Consider the following 22,059-nt stretch of genomic DNA (forward strand, 5'->3'; position numbering starts at 1 on the left):
TTTCCTCAAACTAAGACGTTTAAACGTCTCTCCGTATTCTTGTCGGCGGTTTGCGGAATTTCTGTAGAGTCAAGTTCGGAAAGCGACTCGGATTCTTGGTTCTTTTGCGCGGAGCCGAACGATAATCCTTCGGTTTCTCGATCGCGTGCGTCTCGAGAATCTCCGTCAAAGAAAGAGAATAATCCCGACTCCTCCACTTCGACGAGTAGCGACTCCAGAATAAGGCCTTGATCTTTAAAATCCTTCTTCAACTGTTCCAGATCGCCGGTAAACATCCGTTTTACTTCTTCCGATTCGACGAATATGCGGCCTTGAACTCGATCGTCTTCCACGCTGATGCGCAACGAAACTCGACCGAGCTCCTGCGGATTCAATCTAAGAGTCGCTTCCGATTTCCCGTTCTCTACGATATGTAATTTTGCACTTTGCACGAGCCTCTGGAAATTTTCCCGAGCGACTCCCCTATCCAAGGACGATGAATTCGTTGAACGGGCTTTGTCGGAAGAAGCGGATGCGCTCGCTGCTTCTTTTTCAATCATTCCCATTCCCGCTTTTAATAAGGTGAACGTGGTTTCGTTTCCTTGGCGCGAGAAAGATTCCGAATTTTGCCTATCTCTCCCTGTAGAATCTCCTTTCGAGGATGAATCTTCGGATGCCGAAACTTTCATCGATGACGATTTTGAAATCTGAGATAGTGATTCCGATTTCTTTTCTCTGGTGATTTTTACGTTCTCGGAATCTAAGGTAGGATTTTCTTTACCGACTTCTCGCAACGGTGAAAGCGATTTCTCTTCGTTGGCAGGTTTGGAGAATTTACGGGCCTCGTCCAAATTTCGGAGTCCATCTTCCAGACTCTCTTTTTCGGTCGGTCTTTGGACGCGAACTTCTTTTAAGTTCTTTTTTTCCTCGTTCTTCGGTGAACTTATAATATCCGTTTGTTCCTGTTTAGATTCTTTTACGGGAGTCTCTTCTTTCGTTTGCGATTTAACCGCTTTACGGGCGATCTGAAGTTGTGCAGGAGATGCTTCTTCCTCTTTGTCAAAGGAAATCGGTTTTTTAGGCTCTAAGCTTTGTAAGAAAGCGGTCATCCGAAGGATAAACGGCTCCTCTTCCTGGGTATCCGATTCCCAGTCCAATTCGGAAACCTCTTCCTTTATCTTTTCCGATTTTTCCGGGTTTTTAATCGTCTTTGAAGGTTGTGTGTCTTTGGCTTGAATAGATTCGGAAAACGAATTTAGAATCGAATAAATTTCCGTGAATTCTTTTTGCTCGTCGTTAAAGGAAGCTTCTTCGGGATCTTCGGACTCGACTTCCGAATCTCCTTTTTGTTCTTCGTCTATTTCATCAAAGAGACCTAGTTCCGAGGTCTTTATCGGAGATTCATTCGATTTAATTTCGCCTTCGGGTTTTTGGCCTTCTTCCAATGCCTGCTGAGAGCGCATTTGGATCGATTTCATTAAATCCATAAAATTAAGACCGGCATGGGGAGATTTTTCGGAAACTGTAGCGACGGACTTCGACTCCGAATTCGCTATTTTAACTTCTTCACGAGGAGATTGATCGGTTCGTATCTGCATACTTTGCCCCTTGCAGTATAAGGATCGAAATTTCGCCGAATTCCTTGATCTATTTATGGAATTATCTTCTTCCCTTTTACGATTATGTCGGCTAACAAAGGGCAAACAATCTTCAATTTACGAAAAATCACTAAAGTTCTAATCGGAAGTTTTTGGAAAAGAATGGAATTCCCCATCGCGAAAGTGTTCCATAGCGGACATGACACGATTTATTTCAGCGATTTTTATCGGCTCTTGTCTTTCGATCTTTGCTCTTAGTTGCAGCGGTACCCGCCCGACAAACATCGGAGTAAAGGACGGACGGCTCGCAGCTTGCCCGAATAGCCCGAATTGCGTTTCCAGCCAAATTCCGCCAACGGACGAAAAACATTCGATTGCTCCTTTAGTGTATCAAAGCAAACCTGAAGACGCGAAAAAGAAATTAGTAGAGGTTATTCGTTCTCTACCTAGAACGGAAATCGTAACCGAAAAGAACGACTATGTTTATGCCGAATTTACTTCGTTTACCATGCGTTATGTGGACGATGTGGAATTCTTTTTTGCACCCGATCAAAAGACCGTTCATGTACGCTCCGCATCGCGACTCGGATATTCGGATATGGGCGTGAATCGAAAACGAATTGAAACGATTCGAGAGCTGTTCGCGAAATAGTTATTTATTATTCTATTAGAGAATTATAAATAACTCTCCAATAGAATCTCTTATACTGAGGAATGGAGCGATTGTAGGGAACGGATCGTAAATCCCTTATCCCGCATTTCCACCATTCCTCGAATCAAAGCTTTTGCCGCGCTGGCAGTCGTAAGACAAGGGATCTTATAGCGAATGGCAGCCTGACGAATTGCAAAGCTATCGTCGCGGGTTACGCGACTCAAAGGCGTATTCAGTATCAGATGAATTTTGTTTTCGCGAATGTAATCTAGGGCCGTAGGGAATAGGTTATCGTACACTTTATTGATCTTCGAGGAAAGGACCCCGTTATCCGAGAGGTATTTGTGCGTGCCTTCGGTTGCGATCAAATTAAAACCTAAATTTGAAAGTTCCTTAATATACTTTAATAATTCTTTTTTATCTTTATCGTTTACCGAAACGAACACTGTCCCTTGAGAAGGAAGTTCCTCCCCGGCCATGTATTGGGATTTGAGAAACGCTTCCCCGGCTGTCTCCGCGATTCCCATCACTTCCCCTGTGGATCTCATTTCAGGACCTAAAATCGTGTCGACACCCGGAAATTTATTAAACGGTAGGACCGCCTCTTTTACGTTCACCATCGGAAAGCTCATTTCCTTCGGTAAGGGTAAACTCGACAAGGACTCTCCCATCATGATTCGAGTCGCGTATTTGACTATTGCATGACCTAATGCCTTCGATACGAACGGGACAGTCCTGGATGCTCTCGGATTCACTTCGATAACATAGAGTTGTTCTTCTTTGACCGCAAATTGTATATTGATCAAACCCTTTACTCGAAGCTCAAGTGCAAGAGCTCGAGTCGATTTGCGAATTTCTTCCATTACATGTACGGAAAGCGATTGAGGCGGAAGAATACAAGCCGAATCGCCGGAATGAATCCCCGCTTCCTCGATATGTTCCATGATCCCGGCAATGAAGACCTCTTTTCCGTCGCAGAGCGCATCGACATCGACCTCGACTGCGTCCTCTAAGAAGCTATCGATCAATAGAGGCCTGTCTTCGGAGATTTCTTCCGCCTTCTCCATATATCGATCCAACTCTCGTTCCTCGCTGATGATCAACATAGCTCTGCCACCCAACACGTAGCTGGGGCGCACTAAAATCGGATACGTGATCGACTTCGCGATCTTGCGAGCTTCCTCCATCGAAGTCGCAATGCCGTTTTTCGGAGAAACAAGTTTCAGTTTATCCAATACTTCCGCAAATCTCTTTCTATCTTCCGCTCTGTCGATGGAATCGGGGCTTGTTCCCAAAATCGGAATCCCTTTCCGTTCTAGATCTTTTGCGAGCTTAAGTGGAGTCTGTCCTCCGAATTGAATGATAACCCCCATCGGTTTTTCCTTTTGATAGATGTGGGTTACGTCTTCCAAAGTCAGAGGTTCGAAATACAATCGATCGGAAGTGTCATAATCGGTTGAAACCGTTTCAGGATTCGAATTCACCATGATGGATTCTACGCCTAGATCCTGAAGCGCAAAGGAGGCGTGACAACAACAGTAGTCGAACTCGATTCCCTGTCCGATGCGGTTAGGACCGCCGCCCAAAATAATCACCGATTTTTTATCGGTGACTTCGGTTTCGTCCTCTTGATCGTAAGAGGAGTAAAAATAAGGAGTGTAAGCTTCGAATTCTCCGGCGCAGGTGTCGATTCGCTTATACACAGGTTCTATTTTGGAAGAAACCAGCGTACGTTCTAAGATCATTTCCTCCGCTTTGAGGAGCGCGCTAATTTCGCCCTTCTTTTTATCCGGAGTAACGTTGGATGAAAGAATCGAATGTATTTCGTTCTTTTTCCTCAGATACGCCAATTGCCGGTTGGAGAATCCTAAACGCTTCATTTTGGGGAGAATCGAATATCCTTTTTCCAGAAACTCGCTTTCCGCAATTTGCAAATCTTCGAATTGATATAAGAACCAAGGATCGATTTTACAAAGCTCGTGAATTCTTTCGACCGAGTATCCTTCTTCAAGCGCTTTCTTTAAGTAAAAGATTCGTTTATCATTCGGTCTTCTTAAAAAGGCGTCGATTTTTTCCTTCTTTGCCGCGGATGAGAGAGAATGAAATTCTATTAGCTCCGCGAAATTTCCGTCCGATCCGAATCCGTAACGATCAGTTTCCAAGGATCGGATCGCTTTCTGAAAACTTTCCTTGAAAGTCCTTCCGATCGCCATCGATTCGCCGACCGCTTTCATCTGAACGCCTAAAGTATCGTCCGTGCCGGGAAATTTTTCGAAAGCAAAGCGCGGAATCTTGGTGACTACGTAATCTATCGAAGGTTCGAACGAAGCGGGAGTAACCCTAGTAATATCGTTTTTGATTTCGTCCAGCGAATAGCCGATCGAAAGTAGAGCCGCAATCTTTGCGATGGGAAACCCGGTGGCTTTGGAAGCTAACGCGGAAGACCTGGAAACGCGAGGATTCATTTCGATGACGATCACGTCTCCGTTAGCGGGGTTAACCGCAAACTGAATATTCGATCCGCCGGTTTCGACGCCGATTTCTCGGATGATCTTTATCGACATGTCCCGCAGATTTTGATATTCCTTATCGGAGAGCGTTTGTTGAGGCGCCACGGTGATCGAGTCGCCTGTATGAACTCCCATCGGGTCTATGTTTTCTATCGAACAAATAATGACGACGTTGTCGGCCAAATCTCTCATGACCTCCAACTCGAATTCTTTCCAACCTAGTACGGATTCTTCCAAAAGAACCTGACTGATCGGTGAGGCTTTCAATCCCTTACCGACGACTTCTTCAAAAGTCTCCTCGTCGTACGCGATTCCTCCTCCGGTTCCGCCCAGAGTAAAGGCGGGACGAACGATAAGCGGGAGGCCGATTCTCGTTTTGATCTCGGCGGCTTCTTTTAAATTATTGACTAGTCCTGAACGGGGAACGCTCACCCCGATCTTTTCCATTGCTATTTTGAATAGTTCGCGATCTTCCGCTTTCTTGATTGCGTCTACTTTCGCCCCGATAAGCTCTACGTTATATTTTTCGAGGATGCCGGCGTTATGACAGGCGATAGCCAAGTTCAAAGCGGTCTGACCGCCGACTGTCGGGAGAATCGCGTCCGGCTTTTCTTTTTCTAGAATTTTTTGAACGACAGAAACCGTCATAGGTTCCACGTAGGTTGCATCCGCAAGATCAGGATCGGTCATGATCGTGGCGGGATTTGAATTGAGAAGAATGACTCGAATTCCCTTTTCTTTCAGAGCTTTAGCAGCTTGAGTTCCTGAATAATCGAATTCACAAGCCTGGCCTATAACGATCGGCCCGGATCCTAGGATCAATACGGATTGGATATCTTCCCTTTTTGGCATATTATTTTACAGATTTTTCGTTCTCACTTGTACTTCAAGCATCAATTCGCGATAGGGAGGAAATAGTCCCCCGCTTTCTTCCACTTCCCGGAACCTACTAAAATTTTCTCTAATTCGCGCTTGAGATCCTCGCAGTAAATCGTCGAAATCCTTTTTTGGCTCCAGGGATCCTCAATTCGGTCGTAACACTCGTAGTCCACGCCTTCCGGTCTCGGGATATAAATTAGTTTACGATGTTTATCTTGGATCATCCTATGTTTCGCGAAGGTGATCGTTTCCTTTGCATAAGGATCGGAAATCGTAACACTGTCGCCGTCTTCAGGATCGATGGAATGAAGTTCTAATATATTCGGATAGCGGATCCTACTTTTTTGAAAGAAATGATCTCCACGATCCGAAAACCATATTCCGGTTTCGGAATAAATCTTGCGGGAATCCGACCAGTCTCCTCGAGCAGGCGCCTTTGATAGATCCCGTCCCGGGTAAACAATTCCGGACGGTTGGCGGATTCCTGCGATAGACAATAAAGTCGGAAATACGTCCAGAGAACTTGTGACGCCTTGAAATATTCCTGTCTTAGTTTCCGTTTCGAAATATTTCGGGAATTTTAAGAGCAACGGAACTTTCGTAACTCCTTCCCCTCGCAAATGCTCTCCGTGACCGTGGCTATGTACGTCTTCGAATAGGGATTCGCCGTGATCACTCGTTAAGAGAATTAAGGTATTATCATACAAATTTTTTTGCTTCAATTCATGAAGTATTTTTCCGACTGCGTCGTCAAAGGCCCTAAGCGAGGCTCGATAAATCGCGCGAATTTGTTCCTGTTCCTCTGGTCCCGGTTTTTTAGAATCGCTCGGATCCACGAATCGGAAATATTTGGACGGTCCGTAATAATTTGCGCTTCCTTCTTCCTTATAAAAAGGATAAGGAGGACTGTATGGAAAATGAGTAACGGAAGAAAAATATACCGCGAAAAAAGGTGATTTTCTTTCCTTAAAGACGCGAAATAAATCCGGCAAGATTCTATCATCGTCGCCTAATGTAGGTAAGGATCTCACCGAGGATAAATACTCTCCTCCGCCGAAGAACGCACCTGTCAGGATAGGAAGCAAATAAACCTGGGATTCAAGTGTCCTTTCCTGAGTAAGAGTTCCCGCATTGAAGTTAGGTGCGTAAATTTCTTCAAAACCCCAATTTGCGCGCGGAAAAATATCACCTGCGAAAGAAGAGACTACTGCGGTCCTATATCCTTTTTCACGGGCGAAAATACTTCCAAGAGTAGGGATCTTGACTCCGAGGGAAGATCTGTCCTTCTTATCGGGAAACATATCCTGTATACCGTGATCGAAGGAATAGCGGCCGCTAAGTAAATCAGCCCATGCAGGGAATGTTCTAGGAATAGTCGTATGGTGATCGATGAAAATTCTCGAATCTTTCGCTAATGCATCTATATTAGGTGTGAACCCCTCCCTCCCGGAAGCGTAACCTAATTGATCTTGGCGAATGCTATCGGCAGCAAGTATGAGAATATTCATATTAGGAAATTTTGTTATAGCCGAAGATACGCCCGTCTCCGCCGAAGATTTGTTCGCAAATTGCGGAGAAATTTTAACACAATATCCTAAGAAAAATCCGATCGCCAAAATGGAGGATAATAGGAATTCATATCTTCTCTTCTTGAATGACGGAGCCCAAGAATACGCCAAACTAGAAGCCAATACTCCGACGGCGGACCCAATCGAATGGAATCCGTAAAAGAAAAGTAAGAACAAAAGGAAACGAATCGCGGACTGTACTTTATTCTTTTCTAATAAATATTGAATCTTCCTGCCCATCTGTGTTAGAATCAAAACCGTCAATAAACTCAAGGGAAGCCAAGGAGGTATATGATCCGTAAGAAAATATAAAAACCCGAGCGCCCATGATTGGCGATAATAAAAGAATTCTCCGTAAACTTGAGGGTATTTCGAAACGGAGGCGCAAAACAATAAAAACAGACCTACCGCCAAAAATGAATACTGATATTCGGCACGGATCTTCTTTCCGTCAGAGTATCTGTCCCATTCGGGCCCAAGGAGTAATATGGAAAACGCGGAAAAAAAAGCGTATGATACGAATAAAACGCCACTCAGATCCTTCAAGATCAAAGGGATCAATCCGTAAATCAGAGATCGAAATTCGCTGATATCCACACCCATTACATGAAAAGAAGTGTTGACCGCGGCAAAAAAGACGGAAAGAGAAGCTACAAAAAGAAAAGCATGAAGCCAGGGATTCCCGGACTTAAATTGGTACTTTATAAATTTTTTAAATTTAAACCAGAACGCGGACATTCAGCACGTTCCTACCGAAGGGTCGAGGTTCAAAACCGTCCCAGTTTAAAGCTGTCGGAGATTGAATGGCGATTACGGCAACGCCGGATTCTTCCGCCACAATATCCTCAACCATCGCCTTGATTTTCGCTTCCTTCTTTTCCCAGAAAGAATACGGAGGATCGATAAAATACACCTTATGCGTTTGAGTCAGATCAAAATCCTTATGAAATCGAAACGCGTCCTTACGCAAGACGAGATGTTCCCTATCGAGCCGACTAAGAACTCCCTTTAAACTATCGTATCGATCCCACGCTAATTCCAAAAAAACCGCTTTTGCAAAACCGCGACTTAACGCTTCGATTCCGATTTGCCCGGAGCCCGCAAAAAGATCCAAGAAGGCAGCGTCGCTCAGATTCAATCGCCCTTGGAGTTGCAAAGATTCCAATATGTCAAAGAGTGATTTCTTGAAAATAGCTGGTGTAAAATTGCTTTTCCCCTCCGGAGAAACGGGGGATGGAATCACTCTCCCTTTCAAATCGCCGGTCTGAATCCGGAGGCCCTTTCCTTTTTTTGCAGGTTTCATTTTTCTTCCTTTGTCTTTTCGAGGCTGAATTCAAGAATTCGAATTCGTTTACCCAACTTGGAGTCCTTCGCGATTCCTTTTGCCTTTTCCAAAACGGAATCGGCAGACTGATAATCCTTGGAAGAATAAAGAATGCAAGCGTATGTGTAAATCCCTTCCTTATATCGAACGGAGGATTCCCCCTTTTCTAAGAAAATTTTACCCCAGCGAATACCGGATTCGTAGGCTTCCAATACCAGGGCACGCTCCAGAAAGAGATATACCGCGTTATAGAAAACACCGGGATGGTTTTTGTGTCGAGAGTAGATGCTCGTGAGAGTCTTGTCGATTTCCTCGATGTTCGGCTCCGAGGCGACGTATAAAAGGAGAATTTTATAGTCTACTTCTCCCTGTCTCAAAAGCGGACGGGAGACACGGACCAAAACGTCATAGTTTCCTTTTTTATAATATTCGTATACTTGATCGAAATCGACCGCGAACGCCGGAAACGTGAACAGACAAAAAAGTAGATAAATAAATAACGGCCCGGTTCCGCTGCGATTCATTTTAGACCGCGGCGGAACGGAAAGATTCAAAGTTCTATTACGTTCGAGGAGCCGCACATCGCGCAGATATAACTTTCCGGAGTATCGATGGCACTCTCGGGATCGCTCTCCCAACGGTGGTCGCAGTCCTCGCAGACATAGGTTACGGCCTCATCGTCGAGGAAGTCTTCCTCCCCGTCCGTGTCATAATCCTCGTCAAATTCGTAGTCATAGGGCATATTTACACGGAAACCAAGGGGGGTCAGGGAGTCAAGCGAGACTAATAATCAACGACCCAAAAAATACGTGAAAGGTCCGGGCTTCCGGGAGAAGTTGCCCGAAGGATGCTATATCAACCCCGTCATAGAAGTTACAAGAAAAAAGCAAATTATAAGCCTTTGGTATTCTTCTTGCTTATACTTGCACTCGCAGGGACAGCTTTCTTTTTTCGTCAAGATATTCGAAATTTGTTCGCCGGCGATCGCAGACTGCTACTCGAAAAGGAAAGAAAGATTCTGCAAGATGGAATCTTAAAAGCCGAACCGAAAGAAAATGAAATCAAAGAGTTTCGTTCTTTATCGAAAGATTTTGCTTCGACCAACCCGAAAGACGGAATCTCTTATCATTATCTGGCCCTTTCCGGATATTATGAATTTTTACTATTAGGATTTCGTTTCGATTCGGGAACGCTCTCCAAAATAGCTTATACCGGATTCGATCAATTTCTTTCCGAAGACGCTTCCTATCTTCCGCTTGTTGAGGATTCTTACCGTAATGCGCTCCGGGCTCAAGCGATCGATACTGAATTCAAGGAATCCACGGATAATCGCTACTTGATCGCATTCGGGGAAGCGGTTCGACAAAAACTAAGCCGCGCCGCCTTGAATAAATTATTAGTTTCCATCGATCCGACAAAGCTTAGCCCGGAATTACGCATCGGATATGCTTGGACTTGTCTCTTGGGAAGCTCGCTTTCGGGGAACACCGAATTTTTACGAACAACCCTCACGCAACCGGAGGTTTCCGGTCCGTTACTTCTTTCCGCAAGAGAAGCTGACTTTCTGACCGCACTTTCCGAATTCAGAGCCGGTCAATACGTTTCTTCCTTGGCCTTATTACGCAAAGTAAGAAATGCAAACGAAGATTTTTTAACCGGGAGCTCCAAAATTTTGGAAGCTAGAATTTTCTATTACCAGAATCTTCCGCCGAAAGCGTTGGCCTTACTCGAAGAATATTATCCGACTGCCGGAGATCGTAAAGAGGAAGTTCTGAATTTAGCGAAGGAAATTTTAGGAAAGAACCCGACGCTAAAGACAAACCTTCCGATCGAGGAATAATATGAGATTTTCCCTTATCGTTTTACTTTCTATCTTCGCGTTTTCTTGCGGAGTAAAACCGGTTCCTCCTCCCACAGGGACATTTTGCGATCCGCTAAAGAAAGAAAGGGAATGCATAATGTTGGATTTCAGAAACGGAAAAACCGTTTTCGAAGAGAAGGAATATTCCCTCAAATCCTCCAGCATTCTCAACTATTCTTTTACGGCAGGAGACATCGTTTACGAAATCGAAGTTTTAAACGAGAATCGAGTGAAAATAGTCGGAACGGACGGATCTCAAAAATTATTCCTTCGTTTAAAAGAGAAGGGAGAACGCAAACGGGAGTGGGCCAGGCTCTGGCAAGTGATCAAGGAAGGGTTAGGTCTAAAATAAACGAAGGAATAATTCTTATCGTCTAAATCCCGGAAAGATGAATCGAATTCCGAAAATCATTCCTTGCGATTTGACATCTTCGGGAACAGTTCCGAAATTTTGACCCCTTAAAGTGTCGATACAGGCTCTATCAACCATATCCTGGCCTTGGGAAGATACTAGTTTCGTATCGATTACCTGACCGGCGTCGTTTAACATGAATTGAACCCTGACTTCTCCGGGGATAATCGCCTCTCTAACGACAGTACCGGCTCCGTCACGATAACCGAAATTTCCTCCACCGGGCGGTGCAAAACTTCCTTCGATTTGGCGGAGCATTCGCTTGAAGTAATCGTATCCGGCAAGTTTCTTACGCGGAATCGAGAGAGATTGGCCGCCGTCCCAGCGAAAAAGAAAGTCCTGCTCAAACCGATAATTGAACGGTATTTTCGTCATTCTCCCGCTGGCGGAAGATTGGGTTGCCTGCTCCTGACTTTTCGTCTGCTCTTGTACCGGGTCATTTTTTAAGATGGCGACTTCGTAAACTTTCTCTTCCTCGGTTTTTGTTTGCGAGGATTTAGGATTCGCTTGTTGCGAGGGGCGTTTGATCAGGTTTCCCCAAATAAATTCACGATGGGGAGAATCGGTATGAAACCCTTCTTTCTTCGTTAATCCTCCCGACCCTGCCGCATCCACGTTTGACAACGCCTTGTATTCGTCCTTTACCCGACTATCCACAAAGTCCTGCTCCAAAAGAACTTCGTAAATCTTTTCGCGTTCGTCTCGATCGGTGACTTTCACCATGGGGTCTTCCCCGAGAATTTTCCAAAGGACGTTTCTAGTAAAGAGATGCGCGACCAGAAACGAAGCGAATGCAAACACCAAAAAAGAAGCGAAAAGAAGACGGCGATCGTCTTCGTCTATATTGGTCGGCTTGTCGATTTCTAGATTAAAAAAGGCCGGGAGCTGCATCTTCGTCCGTTCTAATTCCCTTTGGGGGATAAGATTTTTCCAATATTCTGTACGCTTTTTCCGTGGCAACTCTACCAGAAGGTGTTCGATTAATCAAGCCCACTCTGACCATATAGGATTCGTAATGGTCTTCCAGGGTGCGCTCTTCTTCGCCGACAACCGCGGCGATCGGCTTCAGCCCTACGGGTCCGCCTTTATACCGGTCTATCATACATTCCAATATTTGGCGATCCATTCTGTCCAATCCGTGTTCGTCGATTCCCAGTCTGCGAAAAGCTTCTTCGCAGGCCGGAATTCGAATTTTACGTTCGTCCTGGACTTCGGAAAAATCTCGGACTCTCTTTAAAAGATGATTCGCAATCCTAGGCGTCTTCCTAGATCGGCGGCCTATTTCCATTGCCGCCTCATTCTCGATTTCGTATCCTAAGATTTTCGCGGACCGGAGGACGATCTGTTTCATTTCTTCGTCGTCGTAGTATTCCAAACGACTATGAATTCCGAACCTGCTTTTTAGAGGATCGGAAATGAGGCCGCTGCGAGTCGTGGCACCGATCAGCGTAAACGGTTTTAACTTAATTTGAATGGTTTGTGCCGTGATCCCTTCTCCGACGAGAAGATCGATCATATAATTTTCCATCGCGGGGTATAGAATTTCTTCCACTTTACGCCCGAGCGAATGCACTTCGTCGATGAACAAAATATCCCGCTCTTCCAAATCGGTAAGAAGCTTTGCCAAGTCCGCGCCGCGAGTCAGAACCGGAGCCGAGGTAACTATAAGTCGAGCCCCCAATTCCTGAGCGATGATTCCCGCCAAAGTCGTTTTTCCTAAACCCGGAGGTCCGGAGAGCAAGACGTGGTCCAACGCTTGCCCTCGTTTCTTAGCCGCCCCGACGAAAACGGAAAGGTTGGAAAGAATTTCTTTTTGGCCTATAAACTCCGAAAAAAAGGAAGGGCGTAGAGTTACCTCCTCCTCGAATTTTTCATCCGGATTCAAAGTATGACGGGCCAAAGAAAGTCCGTTATTCCTTAAGTTTAACCGAAATCTTAAGAGTCTGTCCTTTTCGGAAAACGGTGATCGTTAATCGTTGTCCGATTTTAGATCCGCGTATTTTAGCGACGATCTCCGAAGCGTTTTTAACCTTGGCTCCGTCTATCTCCAAAATCACATCCTCGATTTCAATTCCCGCATCCGCAGCTGCGCTACCGTTCACCACTTGTCGCACGAATGCTCCGGATACGGACGGCAATTTTAATTCTTTTGCGATCTCTTCCGTTACATCATCCAGTCCGACTCCGAGGCGGGGACGTTTTACCTTTCCGCCTGATTTTAATTCTTCTACGATTGCCTTAGCTTCATTAATCGGAATTGCAAACCCGAGTCCGATCGAACCTCCGCTCGGTGAAACTATCATACGATTGATTCCGACTACACGGCCGTTGATGTCCAATAATGGGCCGCCGGAGTTTCCTTGATTGATGGCGGCGTCAGTTTGGATATAATGCACTCCCGAATTGTCTATTCCGCCGCGACCAACCGCGGAGACGATTCCGACAGTCATGGATTGTTCCAAACCCCATGGTGCGCCGATTGCAATCGACCAATCTCCCACTTTAACTGCGGAGGAATCGCCTAATTCAATCGGAGTCAAATTTGCATCCGTTTGGATTTTCAATAATGCGACATCGATCGTCTGATCGGAACCGATTAACTGGGCGGGAAATTTCTTTCCATCCTTCGTGCTTACCGTAAATTTATCCCAGCCGCCTACTACGTGTTCGTTGGTGAGAATATAACCGTCTTTGCTCAGAACGATTCCCGAACCTAACCCGCTCTGTTTTTCTTTCTGCGGGCGAACTCTGCCTCTACGACCGTAATAAAAATCGAAGAACGGATCGACGCCTTGTTGAGTGACCGTTCTCTCCGTTGCGACGGAAACGACACTAGGAGAAACGTTCGTGTAAACTTCTTCAAAGGCTTGTTGAATGGAAATTGCGGCTTTTGCCGCAGGTGTCGCTTCTCTATCCGCCTTCGCGTTGAGAAACAAAGAACTATTACCGGTAGAACCGCAATACAAGACTGGCGACAAAAGTGTGCCCGCCATCACTGATACTCCGATAACCAGGAAATTTTTGAATCTGTAGGTTTTTTTCATGGATTCCTTTCCTCGGGAATGGGATTCCGGTTGGTACGCTTCAGGATTCGTCGGAAACCGACTGTGTCAAGTTGGTTTCGGAAACGTTAATGGTATCACATCCGGGATTTTTTGTTTTTGAAGGTTTAGACGGCAGCGGGAAAAGCACCCTAAGCCGCTACGTATTTGACCGACTTTCTCAGCAGAGTGTTCCCGCAATTTGCTTTGCCGAACCCACCAAATATGAAACCGGACAATTTTTAAGAAAATTTCTACGGGGAGAAATCGAACTTTCCGGCGAGGATCAAATTCAAGCGTTCCTAAAAGACCGGGAAATGTCTTTGGAAAAAAACATTCTCCCGGCGTTGGCCGAAGGAAAGATCGTGCTTTTGGATCGGTATATATATTCCACTGCCGCGTATCAATCGGGGCTTGAGCTTTCCGCGCAGGAAATCTTAAGACGGAATTTGGAACAAGGCTTTCCCGAACCTGATCTTCTATTTTACTTAGATCTGGATCCGGAACTTGCATTGTTGAGAATGGAAGGAAGGGAGAACGCGAAAGAAAGATTCGAATCTTTGGAAGTTCTTCGCAAAATTCGCGACTCCTACGAGAGTATCCTTCCCTCGTCAACGATTCGACTCGATGCAAAAAAGACAACGGCTGAACTTGCGAATATCGTGCTGGAGAAAATTCTTTCAGTTAGCGGAGATTGCCGCTAAATTACGCAAGGTTTCTTCGTGAATGGAAGCCTCTCTATCAAGTTGCTCGGCCATATCTAATAGTTTTTTTTTGCGACCGGAGAGAGGAGATAATTTCGGTTCGGCGGACGCGAGTTCCCGTAAGTGAGCCGCCTCGTTTCGTTTCTTTTTAGCCAAATTTTGCAGATATCTTCGAACGAGATCTTTTTGTTCGGGAGTGGACAAACTTTCGACCAGAGCCTTTTCGGTTAGCCTGGCTTCCTCTTCGGCGGAAAATGACGCCAAGGAAAAGGGGGATAAAAATAAGAAAAAAACAATTCCGCAAAGACTTGCAAAGCGATTCAATTTCATATAATGATTCGGTCCCATTCTTCGTCGGTCGGGCGCATGCATCAGAATCCCGCTCTAAGATGCAAACTAAGAATCCCCAAAATTCTGTACACGAAAAAACATAGGATCCGCTCATTTTCGCCTTCTGATTATGTAAGATTAGAGCACTTCCGGCAAAAGCCTTAGATTGCTGTTGACGTTGAGCCTTCTCCTAAAAAACTCTCCTTACACATCGCACCTATAGCTCAACGGATAGAGTACAGGCCTCCGGAGCCTGGGGTCCGGGTTCGAGTCCCGGTAGGTGCAGAATTCCCGCTAAAACTAAAATTAAGGACTCGAAGCGAGAACTTGAAAGCAAGCATAGCGACTCATAGGGAGCGTAAATGCTTGCGACCGAACCACAGGATGTGGTGAGGCAAGTTCGAGACGCCGTGGAGCTTAGTCGAACAGGATGTGAGACTGCGAAACGGCGAGTCCCGGTAGGTGCAAAATTCCCGCTGAAACTAAAATCGAGGACTCGAAGCGAGAACTTGAAAGCAAGCATAGCGACTCATAGGGAGCGTAAATGCTTGCGACCGAACCACAGGATGTGGTGAGGCAAGTTCGAGACGCCGTGGAGCCGAGTCGAACAGGATGTGAGACTGCGAAACGGCGAGTCCCGGTAGGTGCGAAAATTCTATTCTAGAATTTCCGCTTCTTTCCAATTCCCGCGTTGCATTGCGATTTCGCGAGCTGTTTGCCCATCTTTCGTTTTTAGCTCAGGATTTGCTCCGTGTTTTAGAAGAAGAGCCACGATATGTCCGTTTCCCTGGCGCGATGCAGCGATATGCAACGGAGTATAGCCGCCTTCTTCCTGACCGTAATTAGGATCCGCACCCCGTTCGATTAAAAGTTTTACCGTTTCGTCCTTTCCGGAGGCTACCGCCGAATGAAGCGGAGTGTTACCGAAAGAAAATTTGCTCTTGGATTTTGCCTGTAACTCGGCTCCGTGATCCAGCAAGAATGTTACTAAAGAGCTTCGACCAAAATGAGCTGCTAAGTGAAGAGGAGTCCAACCGTCCGGACTATAGGAATGCACTGCCGTTGGATCTTTTTCCAACAATTCTTGAACCCTCGCCTGATTGCCGAGAGCGGCCGCTTCGAATAAATTTAAGGGAATTTCCAGGGTCAGATAGGCCTGAATGATGTCCTCCTTCCCGTAATAGAGGGCAAAGAGCAAAGGAGTAATACCCTCCGGATTTGCCAGAGAGCCTAAAGATGGGTTTTCGCGCAAGGCATAGATCACCTGGGCTTTTTGGCCGGAGGCGATCAGGTGAAATATATCGGACATTGGCAAACCTAACCCCCGAAGCGTAAAAGGGATACTGTCCCGTTTACTTTCCTTGTCAATTCAGATTAATACCCTTACAAAATTCTAATTATCGATCAATTCAAAAAGATCGAACGGTTGCAAGTCGACCGAAATCGGGAGCGGGGTAAGTATCGAATTTCCATTCTTCGTGTCGAACATAGAAACGCCCGGTTGCGTAAATTGCGTATTGGCTACGTACAGGATTCCGCCGGAAGAAAGTAATATGGAAGAAAGACTAGCATCGAAGGAAGAAGGAATGAAAAGCAAAGTGGAAAGTTTCGCGCCTGTACTCGGATCAAAAACCTGCAAAGTCTTATTAAAACCGGCATCCAGAACGCTCGCATATCCGAGATGATCGTTGGCGATTTGTACGACCATCAAATCTCCGCCCGAAGTCGTTTCCGCATATAAGTAATTCGGCAAGAAGGTCCTCGTAGAAAGCCGGAAAGCGACAATACCTCCGTCGATTCGACTGATATACCCTATATAATTCGGAGTCGGAATCACCAAATGCGGTTCGCCGAAAAGATTCAGTAATTGAGGTTTTCCTAATGGATTCGGAGTCGGAAAATTATATACTGCGACTACGCGATCGGAGTTGATATCGATTTCAAGCAAAAGAGAGAGGCCGCTCGGGGGCCAGTAGCCGCTTGCATCGTTGCGATCCAGACGTTGCAAACAAACAAAAAGACTGTTCCCGATGATTTTCATCCCTGACATTTCCGGCAACCCGTCGGGATGACCCGAAGTCGAGGTAGGTTCCGAATACCCGCCCAGATCCAAAGCCCCTAAAGATGTACCGTTGCTCGGATCGATAATTCTAAGGAATCGCGAGTTGTAAAGAGACACGTATGCCTTATTCGGTCCTGCAAATTCGATATCTGCGGGATTCGTACCGGCTCCCATAGACCATTCCGCAATCGTTTGAAACGCTAAATTCGGGTCCAGAATCTGGATACTGTCTCTATTTAATCTATTTATAATATATACTTTAGAACCGTAATATCTTCCGATTGCGTCGGAGTGAATCGGAGTCAAGCCGGGATAGGAAATTTTCAATTCCGGATTTAAGACTTTAAATCGTCCGGAACTGCTAAAATCGGTGGTTACGACTCCGATATTTCCGGAGACATTCGGCGTAAGAAACAAAGTATAGAGAGGAGGACGATGAATATCCTCGCAATTGACGGACAAGAGCCAAAAGAGAAGAATCGCAGAATAAGATAAAAGCCGTTTCATATTCCTAAAACCTTCCGCTTAAGGTGACGAACCAATTTCGACCCGGCAAGGGATATCCTACTATGTCCTCCACCCTCTTGTCACCTACGTTACGCAAATCAAAACTAAGAAGCAGTTCTTCGGGAGCCTTGTCAGTTTTAGGATCCCGAGGACTCTCCTCGATCGGAGAAGAATAAAGCACAATCGTCAAATATAGATTCCAGATCTGTCTTGCAGGTTGGTAGTTTATGTATTCGTTGGTTCTATCTTTAAAGACGGCTCCAACGTAAACCAATTCGACGCCGCCTTCCCACCTTTTAGCACGATATCCGACGGTGGAAGAAATTTCATGCCTTGGCCGTAACGGCAGATATTTTCCTCTCAAATACGGTGCGGCCGACATGTTGATCGCCTGCTGATACGTATAATCGATCAATAATTTCCAACCCTTATATTCGGTTTTATGAGAAATTTCCGTTCCGTCTATCTTAGCCGAATCGACATTTTCCGGCCTTAAGGTAAACTGAGAGTTCGGGATAAACAAAATCATATCGGAAATTCGTTTTCTAAAGTAGGAAACGGAGCCTTGCGTTTTCAAATTTCCATTGGTATATTTTGTGGAAAAACCTGCGTCCACGTTCGTGCTTTTTTCCGGCTTTAAACTGTCGTTCGGTAGGATAGTTCCTACTTCACCGAACAATTCTAGAAAACTAGGAATTCGATTTTGTTTGGCAATGTTCGCTTTTAAATCCAGATTAAACGATTCGTATTCGAATAATTTGTACAAAAGCCCCGTTTTGGGATTGGAGAATGAAGTCGTCTTGTCGCTCGAAGCTAATGGATCCTGCCGCTGGTACCAAGGTTGATTGGTTTGAAAGCGATCCTTGTAAGTATCCCACGAAACGCCGGGGGTTAAAACAAGTTTACCGTCCATCAATCTGATTTCATCCTCGATTTGCGAGGTTATATAGGTTCTGGATTTTCCAGGCTCGTAATTTAAATCTATATTGTCCGTATTGCTTCTCGTCCTCGAGAACGTTTCTTTCTCCAATCCGAAATGCAATCGAATGATTTGTAAATAATTCAATAAGTAGAAGGTAGGCGTAACCTGAATTCCTGATTGATGAATGCGAGCGGCGGAATTAGGAGTCCCCGAGGAAAATTCCGATTTAGGATCGTAAAGATCGTCATTGGCGAATGTAGTAAAGCCTCTCGTTTCCAATCTTAATAATCCGTCGAACAAGCCTTTCGTATCCGTCGTAACGGATGAGGTATTTCTTAAATATTTTCGATGAACTTGTCGAGTTTGATTGGATGCCGGTCCGGGAATTCCCTGGTATCGATAATTGAGGTCATTCCAAAATCGAATTTTAGTTTTTCCGATATCTCCGTCCAGTCCGACCATTCCCGAAGATCGTTCGTATTGCGCGTTTCTCCTTCGATCGATCGTATCGTCGTAAGGATTTACGATTATAGTTCCGTGCGGATTTAAGTATGGAAAGTTTTGGTCCGATTTTTCTCCCAAGAAAAATAAACTAGTACCGAGCCCTCCGTATGTTCCTGTATGCGTGACGGTTCCTTTCCCGGTATTATAACTTCCACCGCCGATATTGACTCTTGTTTTGGGAGGCCCGGTCGATTTTCGAGTGACCAAGTTCACGCTTCCTCCGATTGCCGAGCCGGAAAATCCGACAGGAGCTCCGGATCGGTATACTTCTACGCTTTGCAAATTATCGAAAGGAAGGTCGGCCAAATTCACTTCCCCGCCTTGTGTATTATTAAACGGCACTCCATCTATGAAAATTCTGGATTGATTCGGGTTCGTTCCTCGAAGTGACAGTGTCGAATAAGACCCCAATCCGCCGTATCGTCTAACTCGAACCCCGGCTTCCCTTTCTAACACATCGGGAAGATTCGTATAACGCGCATTATATTGGTCTAAATTGATGGAAGATTGAAATCCTGTGGGATTTTTACGAAAATTTTCGGGTTGTGATGAATCGGATACTTTTCCTAAAACTTTGAGCGGAGCGGATTCCTTTTTAGTCTGATCTTGCGAAAAAGCCGCATGCGAAAGAAAGGCTAAGCCAAACACAAGAATCCGATTCGCTCCGAATTGCAAAGCAAAGATTGTTTTTTCGGAGGTACGAACGCGTTTGAACGACAAAGAAATCTCCCGTACGGGAGACCGGGTGGGAGGGCGAGAGGGTTTACCGCAAACTCAAAGACTTCCCGCCCGACTTTAACTCCCGAAAGTCCGACAAATGATAAGCGAAAGGATAGATTTTCTGGCTCGCGCCCGGGACGGCGCCTTCCCATCTCGTTATAGACAGTGGCCTTGCTACCATCCCGTAAGACGACGCTTACAGCTGCGGGTTCAGCTTCGGACTTTCACCGAATTCCCTTTTCCTCTTGGCTTGCCAGGCCAGCTTTATGGGGGGAAACGCTACGGCAATCGGAAAACATCGAGCATCCCTGCTTGAAGGCATATTCAAGTCCTCTACACGAAATCGATCTGAAATCGCAATACGGCTCGCACCCCCCGTCTTCAAATCCGATCCTGTCGCAGAAATTCACGAAAACCGATAAATATTTTCTTGAAGTCATCAAATCGAAAGCCAGAATGTTCGCATCTCAAATCCACCGAACCTCGGAGTATAGAACGCGAATGAAACTTAAAGAACTATCAGTATGGCTTTTGACCGGAGCATTCCTCTTGTCCTCGTCTTCCGTGTCTGCACTCGGTACCTATTCAGAAGGTTGGACCGTAGCGAAACTGATTCAATTTGAAAGCAGAGGACTCATCTTTGATTCATACGAAGGATACTTGGAAGTAACGACTTTCGATAAAAATGAAAAATGCGACGAAAGCAAAGACGAGTGCTTTACCCCGACCAAACAAAAGGTAGCGTTCAGCGTTCGTCCCGAAACGGCGGACGTAGTCAATTTTTTAAGTAAAAGCTTAAATCAGGAAGTGTTAGTGCAGTATAGAATTCATCGAATCGAACCTATCGCTCTTTCGACAGATTTCGAAGTTCTGACCGCACAAAAACAGGAAACCGTACTCGGAAAAGATATAGCCGATAAATTTATCGGTCCAAAAACCGGATCTAAAAGAAATTTCTCGGTCACCGGAAGAATACTGAGCCTTGAATATAGGGGAACTGCAATCGGTACTTACGAAGGCGTTTATTTAGACGAAGCGAGAGGAAAAGTACACCCGTTCTCCGTTACCAACGAAGAGGTGGCTACGTTCGCTTGGGCCGCTCTTAAATATAATCTTAAATACTATCTTGGAATTTCGGTAGCCTTTGCCACCGGAGTGCGGGAATCGCATTACGATTTATTCGAAGTAAACTTTAAGAGCCCTGCCGGAGCGGTCGAAGCCGCGCCTAAGCCGAACTAATCTTAGGTTCCCGAAATCGGAAAAGAATGCTCGTATCCGGAATTTCAACCCGATTCGAGCATTCTTTTTTTAAGCATAACGTCGCGGTAAATTCGAAAATTCCATTCCTTACGGCAGGATCGTTCCGTCGTTTTGAATCCTAGGCCCTTTCCCGGGAAAGTCCGCTTTAGTTAAGGACTGCATCAACTCGGTCGTTTTATTTTCCGGGTCCGGCGAAGGAACTCCATTCTGGCTCAGCTGTAAAGGATGTATCTTACCCTTCACAAAATTTCCATTTTTATCCAAATCCGCTTCGAGTACCAACGAATACCCGCCGTATCCTTTAGTGGAAAAAACCCTATACCCTAAAAAATTACCGAGCGAATATGCAACCAAACGACCCCTATAAAGTTCTAGTGCGCGCGGAAGATGTGGCCCATGCCCGATGAATAAGTCGGCGCCTGCGTCGATTAACGCGTGCGATAATGCGACTAGATTTCCGCGATATTCTCCGTAAAAACGCTCTTGCTCGTTCTTTACGTGTAGAGCGGGGCCGCCTTCTGCGCCGCCGTGCACGGAGATGAAAACTAACTGAGCTTTTTTCTTAGCCTCCTTAACTAAGGCTGCCCCTTCCGAAATTTCATTCACATTATTGTGAGCGGCTTTCATATGACTAAAACCTATCCAAGCGATCGTTACACCCTTGACGGTCATGTAAGTAATAGCGCCTTTCTTTCCCGTAAATCTCATTCCCGCGGAAGAAATGTTTTTTGCAGTATCGTCAAAGCCTTGCTGATGAAAATCCAAGCTATGATTATTGGCAATGGAAAGAATATCGAATCCGACGTCCTTTAGAATTTTGGCATACGATGGCGGAGTTCTGAATGCGAAAATTAAGGGACGATTAATATTCTTGGAAGAGGTCGGATAATCCGTCAGGGTGCTTTCGAAATTTGCAAACAGCACGTCCGATCCTCTTAGCGTCGATTCAACCCCGGAAAAAAGGGTATTTCTCGGATCATTCGGAAGTCGGTTATCCGGATAATTCGTCCCCATGACTAAATCGCCGACCGCTTTAATTTTGATCGTTTCGGTTTCCGCCGACGCTAAGGAAACTGGAGCGTCTAAAATCAAAAATAGAACGCTGATGTAAAATAGAGTTAGGAATCTTTGCATAGAGGGAGATTTTTGCAACCTCCCTTTCTAGGAAAGCGGTTTTCGTGAAAGAGTATGCCTTAATGTGCGATCGGCGCCGCTACATTGACTTA

19 protein-coding genes, 1 tRNA gene and 1 riboswitch are annotated in these 22,059 nt (G+C 45.4%); of the genes, 6 read left to right on the plus strand and 14 right to left on the minus strand.

All coding sequences use genetic code 11. The features are described 5' to 3' along the window. Window positions 1-5: 5 nt before the first annotated feature. The gene (locus LEP1GSC058_RS09310; RefSeq protein ID WP_016550323.1) at window positions 6-1,577 is read right to left on the minus strand and encodes a flagellar hook-length control protein FliK; all 1,572 of its coding nucleotides are present in this window, start codon (window positions 1,575-1,577) and stop codon (window positions 6-8) included. A 199-nt stretch (window positions 1,578-1,776) separates the two neighbouring features. Between LEP1GSC058_RS09310 and LEP1GSC058_RS09315 the strand changes: the two genes are divergently transcribed. Next, entirely contained in the window at window positions 1,777-2,229 is a 453-nt protein-coding gene (locus LEP1GSC058_RS09315) for a DUF1499 domain-containing protein (protein WP_016550809.1), read from the plus strand. A gap of 50 nt (window positions 2,230-2,279) precedes the next feature. Here the strand turns inward: LEP1GSC058_RS09315 and carB are convergent, their stop codons facing one another. The 5 genes from carB to LEP1GSC058_RS19965 are packed head-to-tail and all read right to left on the minus strand — an operon-like array spanning window position 2,280 to window position 9,252. Continuing rightward, on the minus strand, window positions 2,280-5,591 hold the full coding sequence (carB, locus tag LEP1GSC058_RS09320) for a carbamoyl-phosphate synthase large subunit (protein WP_016550070.1): 3,312 nt from the start codon (window positions 5,589-5,591) through the stop codon (window positions 2,280-2,282). Between the two features lie 41 nt (window positions 5,592-5,632). Then, entirely contained in the window at window positions 5,633-7,924 is a 2,292-nt protein-coding gene (locus LEP1GSC058_RS09325) for a sulfatase-like hydrolase/transferase (RefSeq protein WP_016549350.1), read from the minus strand. Then, a complete protein-coding gene (locus LEP1GSC058_RS09330) occupies window positions 7,905-8,489 on the minus strand; it encodes an RsmD family RNA methyltransferase (RefSeq protein ID WP_016550358.1) in 585 nt (194 codons plus the stop codon). The genes LEP1GSC058_RS09325 and LEP1GSC058_RS09330 overlap by 20 nt, the downstream gene beginning before the upstream one ends. After that, window positions 8,486-9,034, minus strand: a complete 549-nt coding sequence (locus tag LEP1GSC058_RS09335; protein ID WP_198014398.1) for a hypothetical protein — start codon at window positions 9,032-9,034, stop codon at window positions 8,486-8,488. Before LEP1GSC058_RS09335 ends, LEP1GSC058_RS09330 begins: the two co-directional genes overlap by 4 nt. 26 nt (window positions 9,035-9,060) lie before the next feature. Next, the gene (locus LEP1GSC058_RS19965; protein ID WP_016550480.1) at window positions 9,061-9,252 is read right to left on the minus strand and encodes a hypothetical protein; all 192 of its coding nucleotides are present in this window, start codon (window positions 9,250-9,252) and stop codon (window positions 9,061-9,063) included. Window positions 9,253-9,357: 105 nt separating this feature from the next. Here LEP1GSC058_RS19965 and LEP1GSC058_RS09340 point away from each other — a divergent pair, with 105 nt between their 5' ends. Further along, window positions 9,358-10,350 carry a hypothetical protein gene (locus LEP1GSC058_RS09340; protein WP_016550095.1) on the plus strand — a complete coding sequence of 331 codons (993 nt, stop codon included), beginning with the start codon at window positions 9,358-9,360 and terminating at the stop codon, window positions 10,348-10,350. 1 nt (window position 10,351) lies between these two features. Further along, complete coding sequence (locus LEP1GSC058_RS09345; RefSeq protein ID WP_039948258.1) at window positions 10,352-10,723, plus strand: LIC12806 family lipoprotein; 372 nt, start codon at window positions 10,352-10,354, stop codon at window positions 10,721-10,723. 15 nt (window positions 10,724-10,738) lie between these two features. Here the strand turns inward: LEP1GSC058_RS09345 and LEP1GSC058_RS09350 are convergent, their stop codons facing one another. Genes LEP1GSC058_RS09350 through LEP1GSC058_RS09360 form a run of 3 tightly spaced genes read right to left on the minus strand, consistent with a single transcriptional unit; the run spans window position 10,739 to window position 13,827 of the window. Next, window positions 10,739-11,674 carry an energy transducer TonB family protein gene (locus LEP1GSC058_RS09350; protein ID WP_016550430.1) on the minus strand — a complete coding sequence of 312 codons (936 nt, stop codon included), beginning with the start codon at window positions 11,672-11,674 and terminating at the stop codon, window positions 10,739-10,741. Next, entirely contained in the window at window positions 11,652-12,683 is a 1,032-nt protein-coding gene (ruvB, locus tag LEP1GSC058_RS09355; protein ID WP_016549785.1) for a Holliday junction branch migration DNA helicase RuvB, read from the minus strand. The genes LEP1GSC058_RS09350 and ruvB overlap by 23 nt, the downstream gene beginning before the upstream one ends. A gap of 10 nt (window positions 12,684-12,693) precedes the next feature. Further along, on the minus strand, window positions 12,694-13,827 hold the full coding sequence (locus tag LEP1GSC058_RS09360) for a trypsin-like peptidase domain-containing protein (protein ID WP_016550717.1): 1,134 nt from the start codon (window positions 13,825-13,827) through the stop codon (window positions 12,694-12,696). 89 nt (window positions 13,828-13,916) lie between these two features. Between LEP1GSC058_RS09360 and tmk the strand changes: the two genes are divergently transcribed. After that, complete coding sequence (gene tmk / locus LEP1GSC058_RS09365) at window positions 13,917-14,528, plus strand: dTMP kinase (protein ID WP_016550920.1); 612 nt, start codon at window positions 13,917-13,919, stop codon at window positions 14,526-14,528. Here the strand turns inward: tmk and LEP1GSC058_RS09370 are convergent. Next, window positions 14,505-14,858 carry an LIC10421/LIC12816 family protein gene (locus tag LEP1GSC058_RS09370; RefSeq protein ID WP_039948528.1) on the minus strand — a complete coding sequence of 118 codons (354 nt, stop codon included), beginning with the start codon at window positions 14,856-14,858 and terminating at the stop codon, window positions 14,505-14,507. The two genes, tmk and LEP1GSC058_RS09370, sit on opposite strands and share 24 nt — an antisense overlap. Before the next feature lie 213 nt (window positions 14,859-15,071). Here LEP1GSC058_RS09370 and LEP1GSC058_RS09375 point away from each other — a divergent pair. Next, window positions 15,072-15,143: transfer RNA gene (locus tag LEP1GSC058_RS09375), tRNA-Arg, on the plus strand. A gap of 370 nt (window positions 15,144-15,513) precedes the next feature. On the opposite strand, the gene LEP1GSC058_RS09380 is transcribed toward LEP1GSC058_RS09375, so the two are convergent. From LEP1GSC058_RS09380 to LEP1GSC058_RS09390, 3 genes are all read right to left on the minus strand, one after another. After that, window positions 15,514-16,167 (minus strand): ankyrin repeat domain-containing protein, encoded by a 654-nt coding sequence (locus LEP1GSC058_RS09380; RefSeq protein ID WP_016550112.1) that lies wholly within the window; start codon window positions 16,165-16,167, stop codon window positions 15,514-15,516. A gap of 84 nt (window positions 16,168-16,251) precedes the next feature. After that, the gene (locus tag LEP1GSC058_RS09385; protein WP_016550385.1) at window positions 16,252-17,427 is read right to left on the minus strand and encodes a YncE family protein; all 1,176 of its coding nucleotides are present in this window, start codon (window positions 17,425-17,427) and stop codon (window positions 16,252-16,254) included. 4 nt (window positions 17,428-17,431) lie between these two features. Then, window positions 17,432-19,537: a TonB-dependent receptor plug domain-containing protein gene (locus LEP1GSC058_RS09390; RefSeq protein WP_039948529.1), complete on the minus strand. Its 2,106-nt coding sequence runs from the start codon at window positions 19,535-19,537 to the stop codon at window positions 17,432-17,434. A 131-nt stretch (window positions 19,538-19,668) separates the two neighbouring features. Next, window positions 19,669-19,846, minus strand: a riboswitch (cobalamin riboswitch). Window positions 19,847-20,074: 228 nt separating this feature from the next. Between LEP1GSC058_RS09390 and lsa26 the strand changes: the two genes are divergently transcribed. Then, window positions 20,075-20,812, plus strand: a complete 738-nt coding sequence (lsa26, locus tag LEP1GSC058_RS09395) for a surface adhesion protein Lsa26 (protein WP_039948530.1) — start codon at window positions 20,075-20,077, stop codon at window positions 20,810-20,812. 108 nt (window positions 20,813-20,920) lie between these two features. Here lsa26 and LEP1GSC058_RS09400 read toward each other — a convergent pair whose 3' ends face one another. Beyond that, window positions 20,921-21,967 (minus strand): CapA family protein, encoded by a 1,047-nt coding sequence (locus tag LEP1GSC058_RS09400; RefSeq protein ID WP_016551020.1) that lies wholly within the window; start codon window positions 21,965-21,967, stop codon window positions 20,921-20,923. Between the last annotated feature and the right edge of the window lie 92 nt (window positions 21,968-22,059).

Source organism: Leptospira fainei serovar Hurstbridge str. BUT 6 (assembly GCF_000306235.2).
GTDB lineage: Bacteria > Spirochaetota > Leptospiria > Leptospirales > Leptospiraceae > Leptospira_B > Leptospira_B fainei.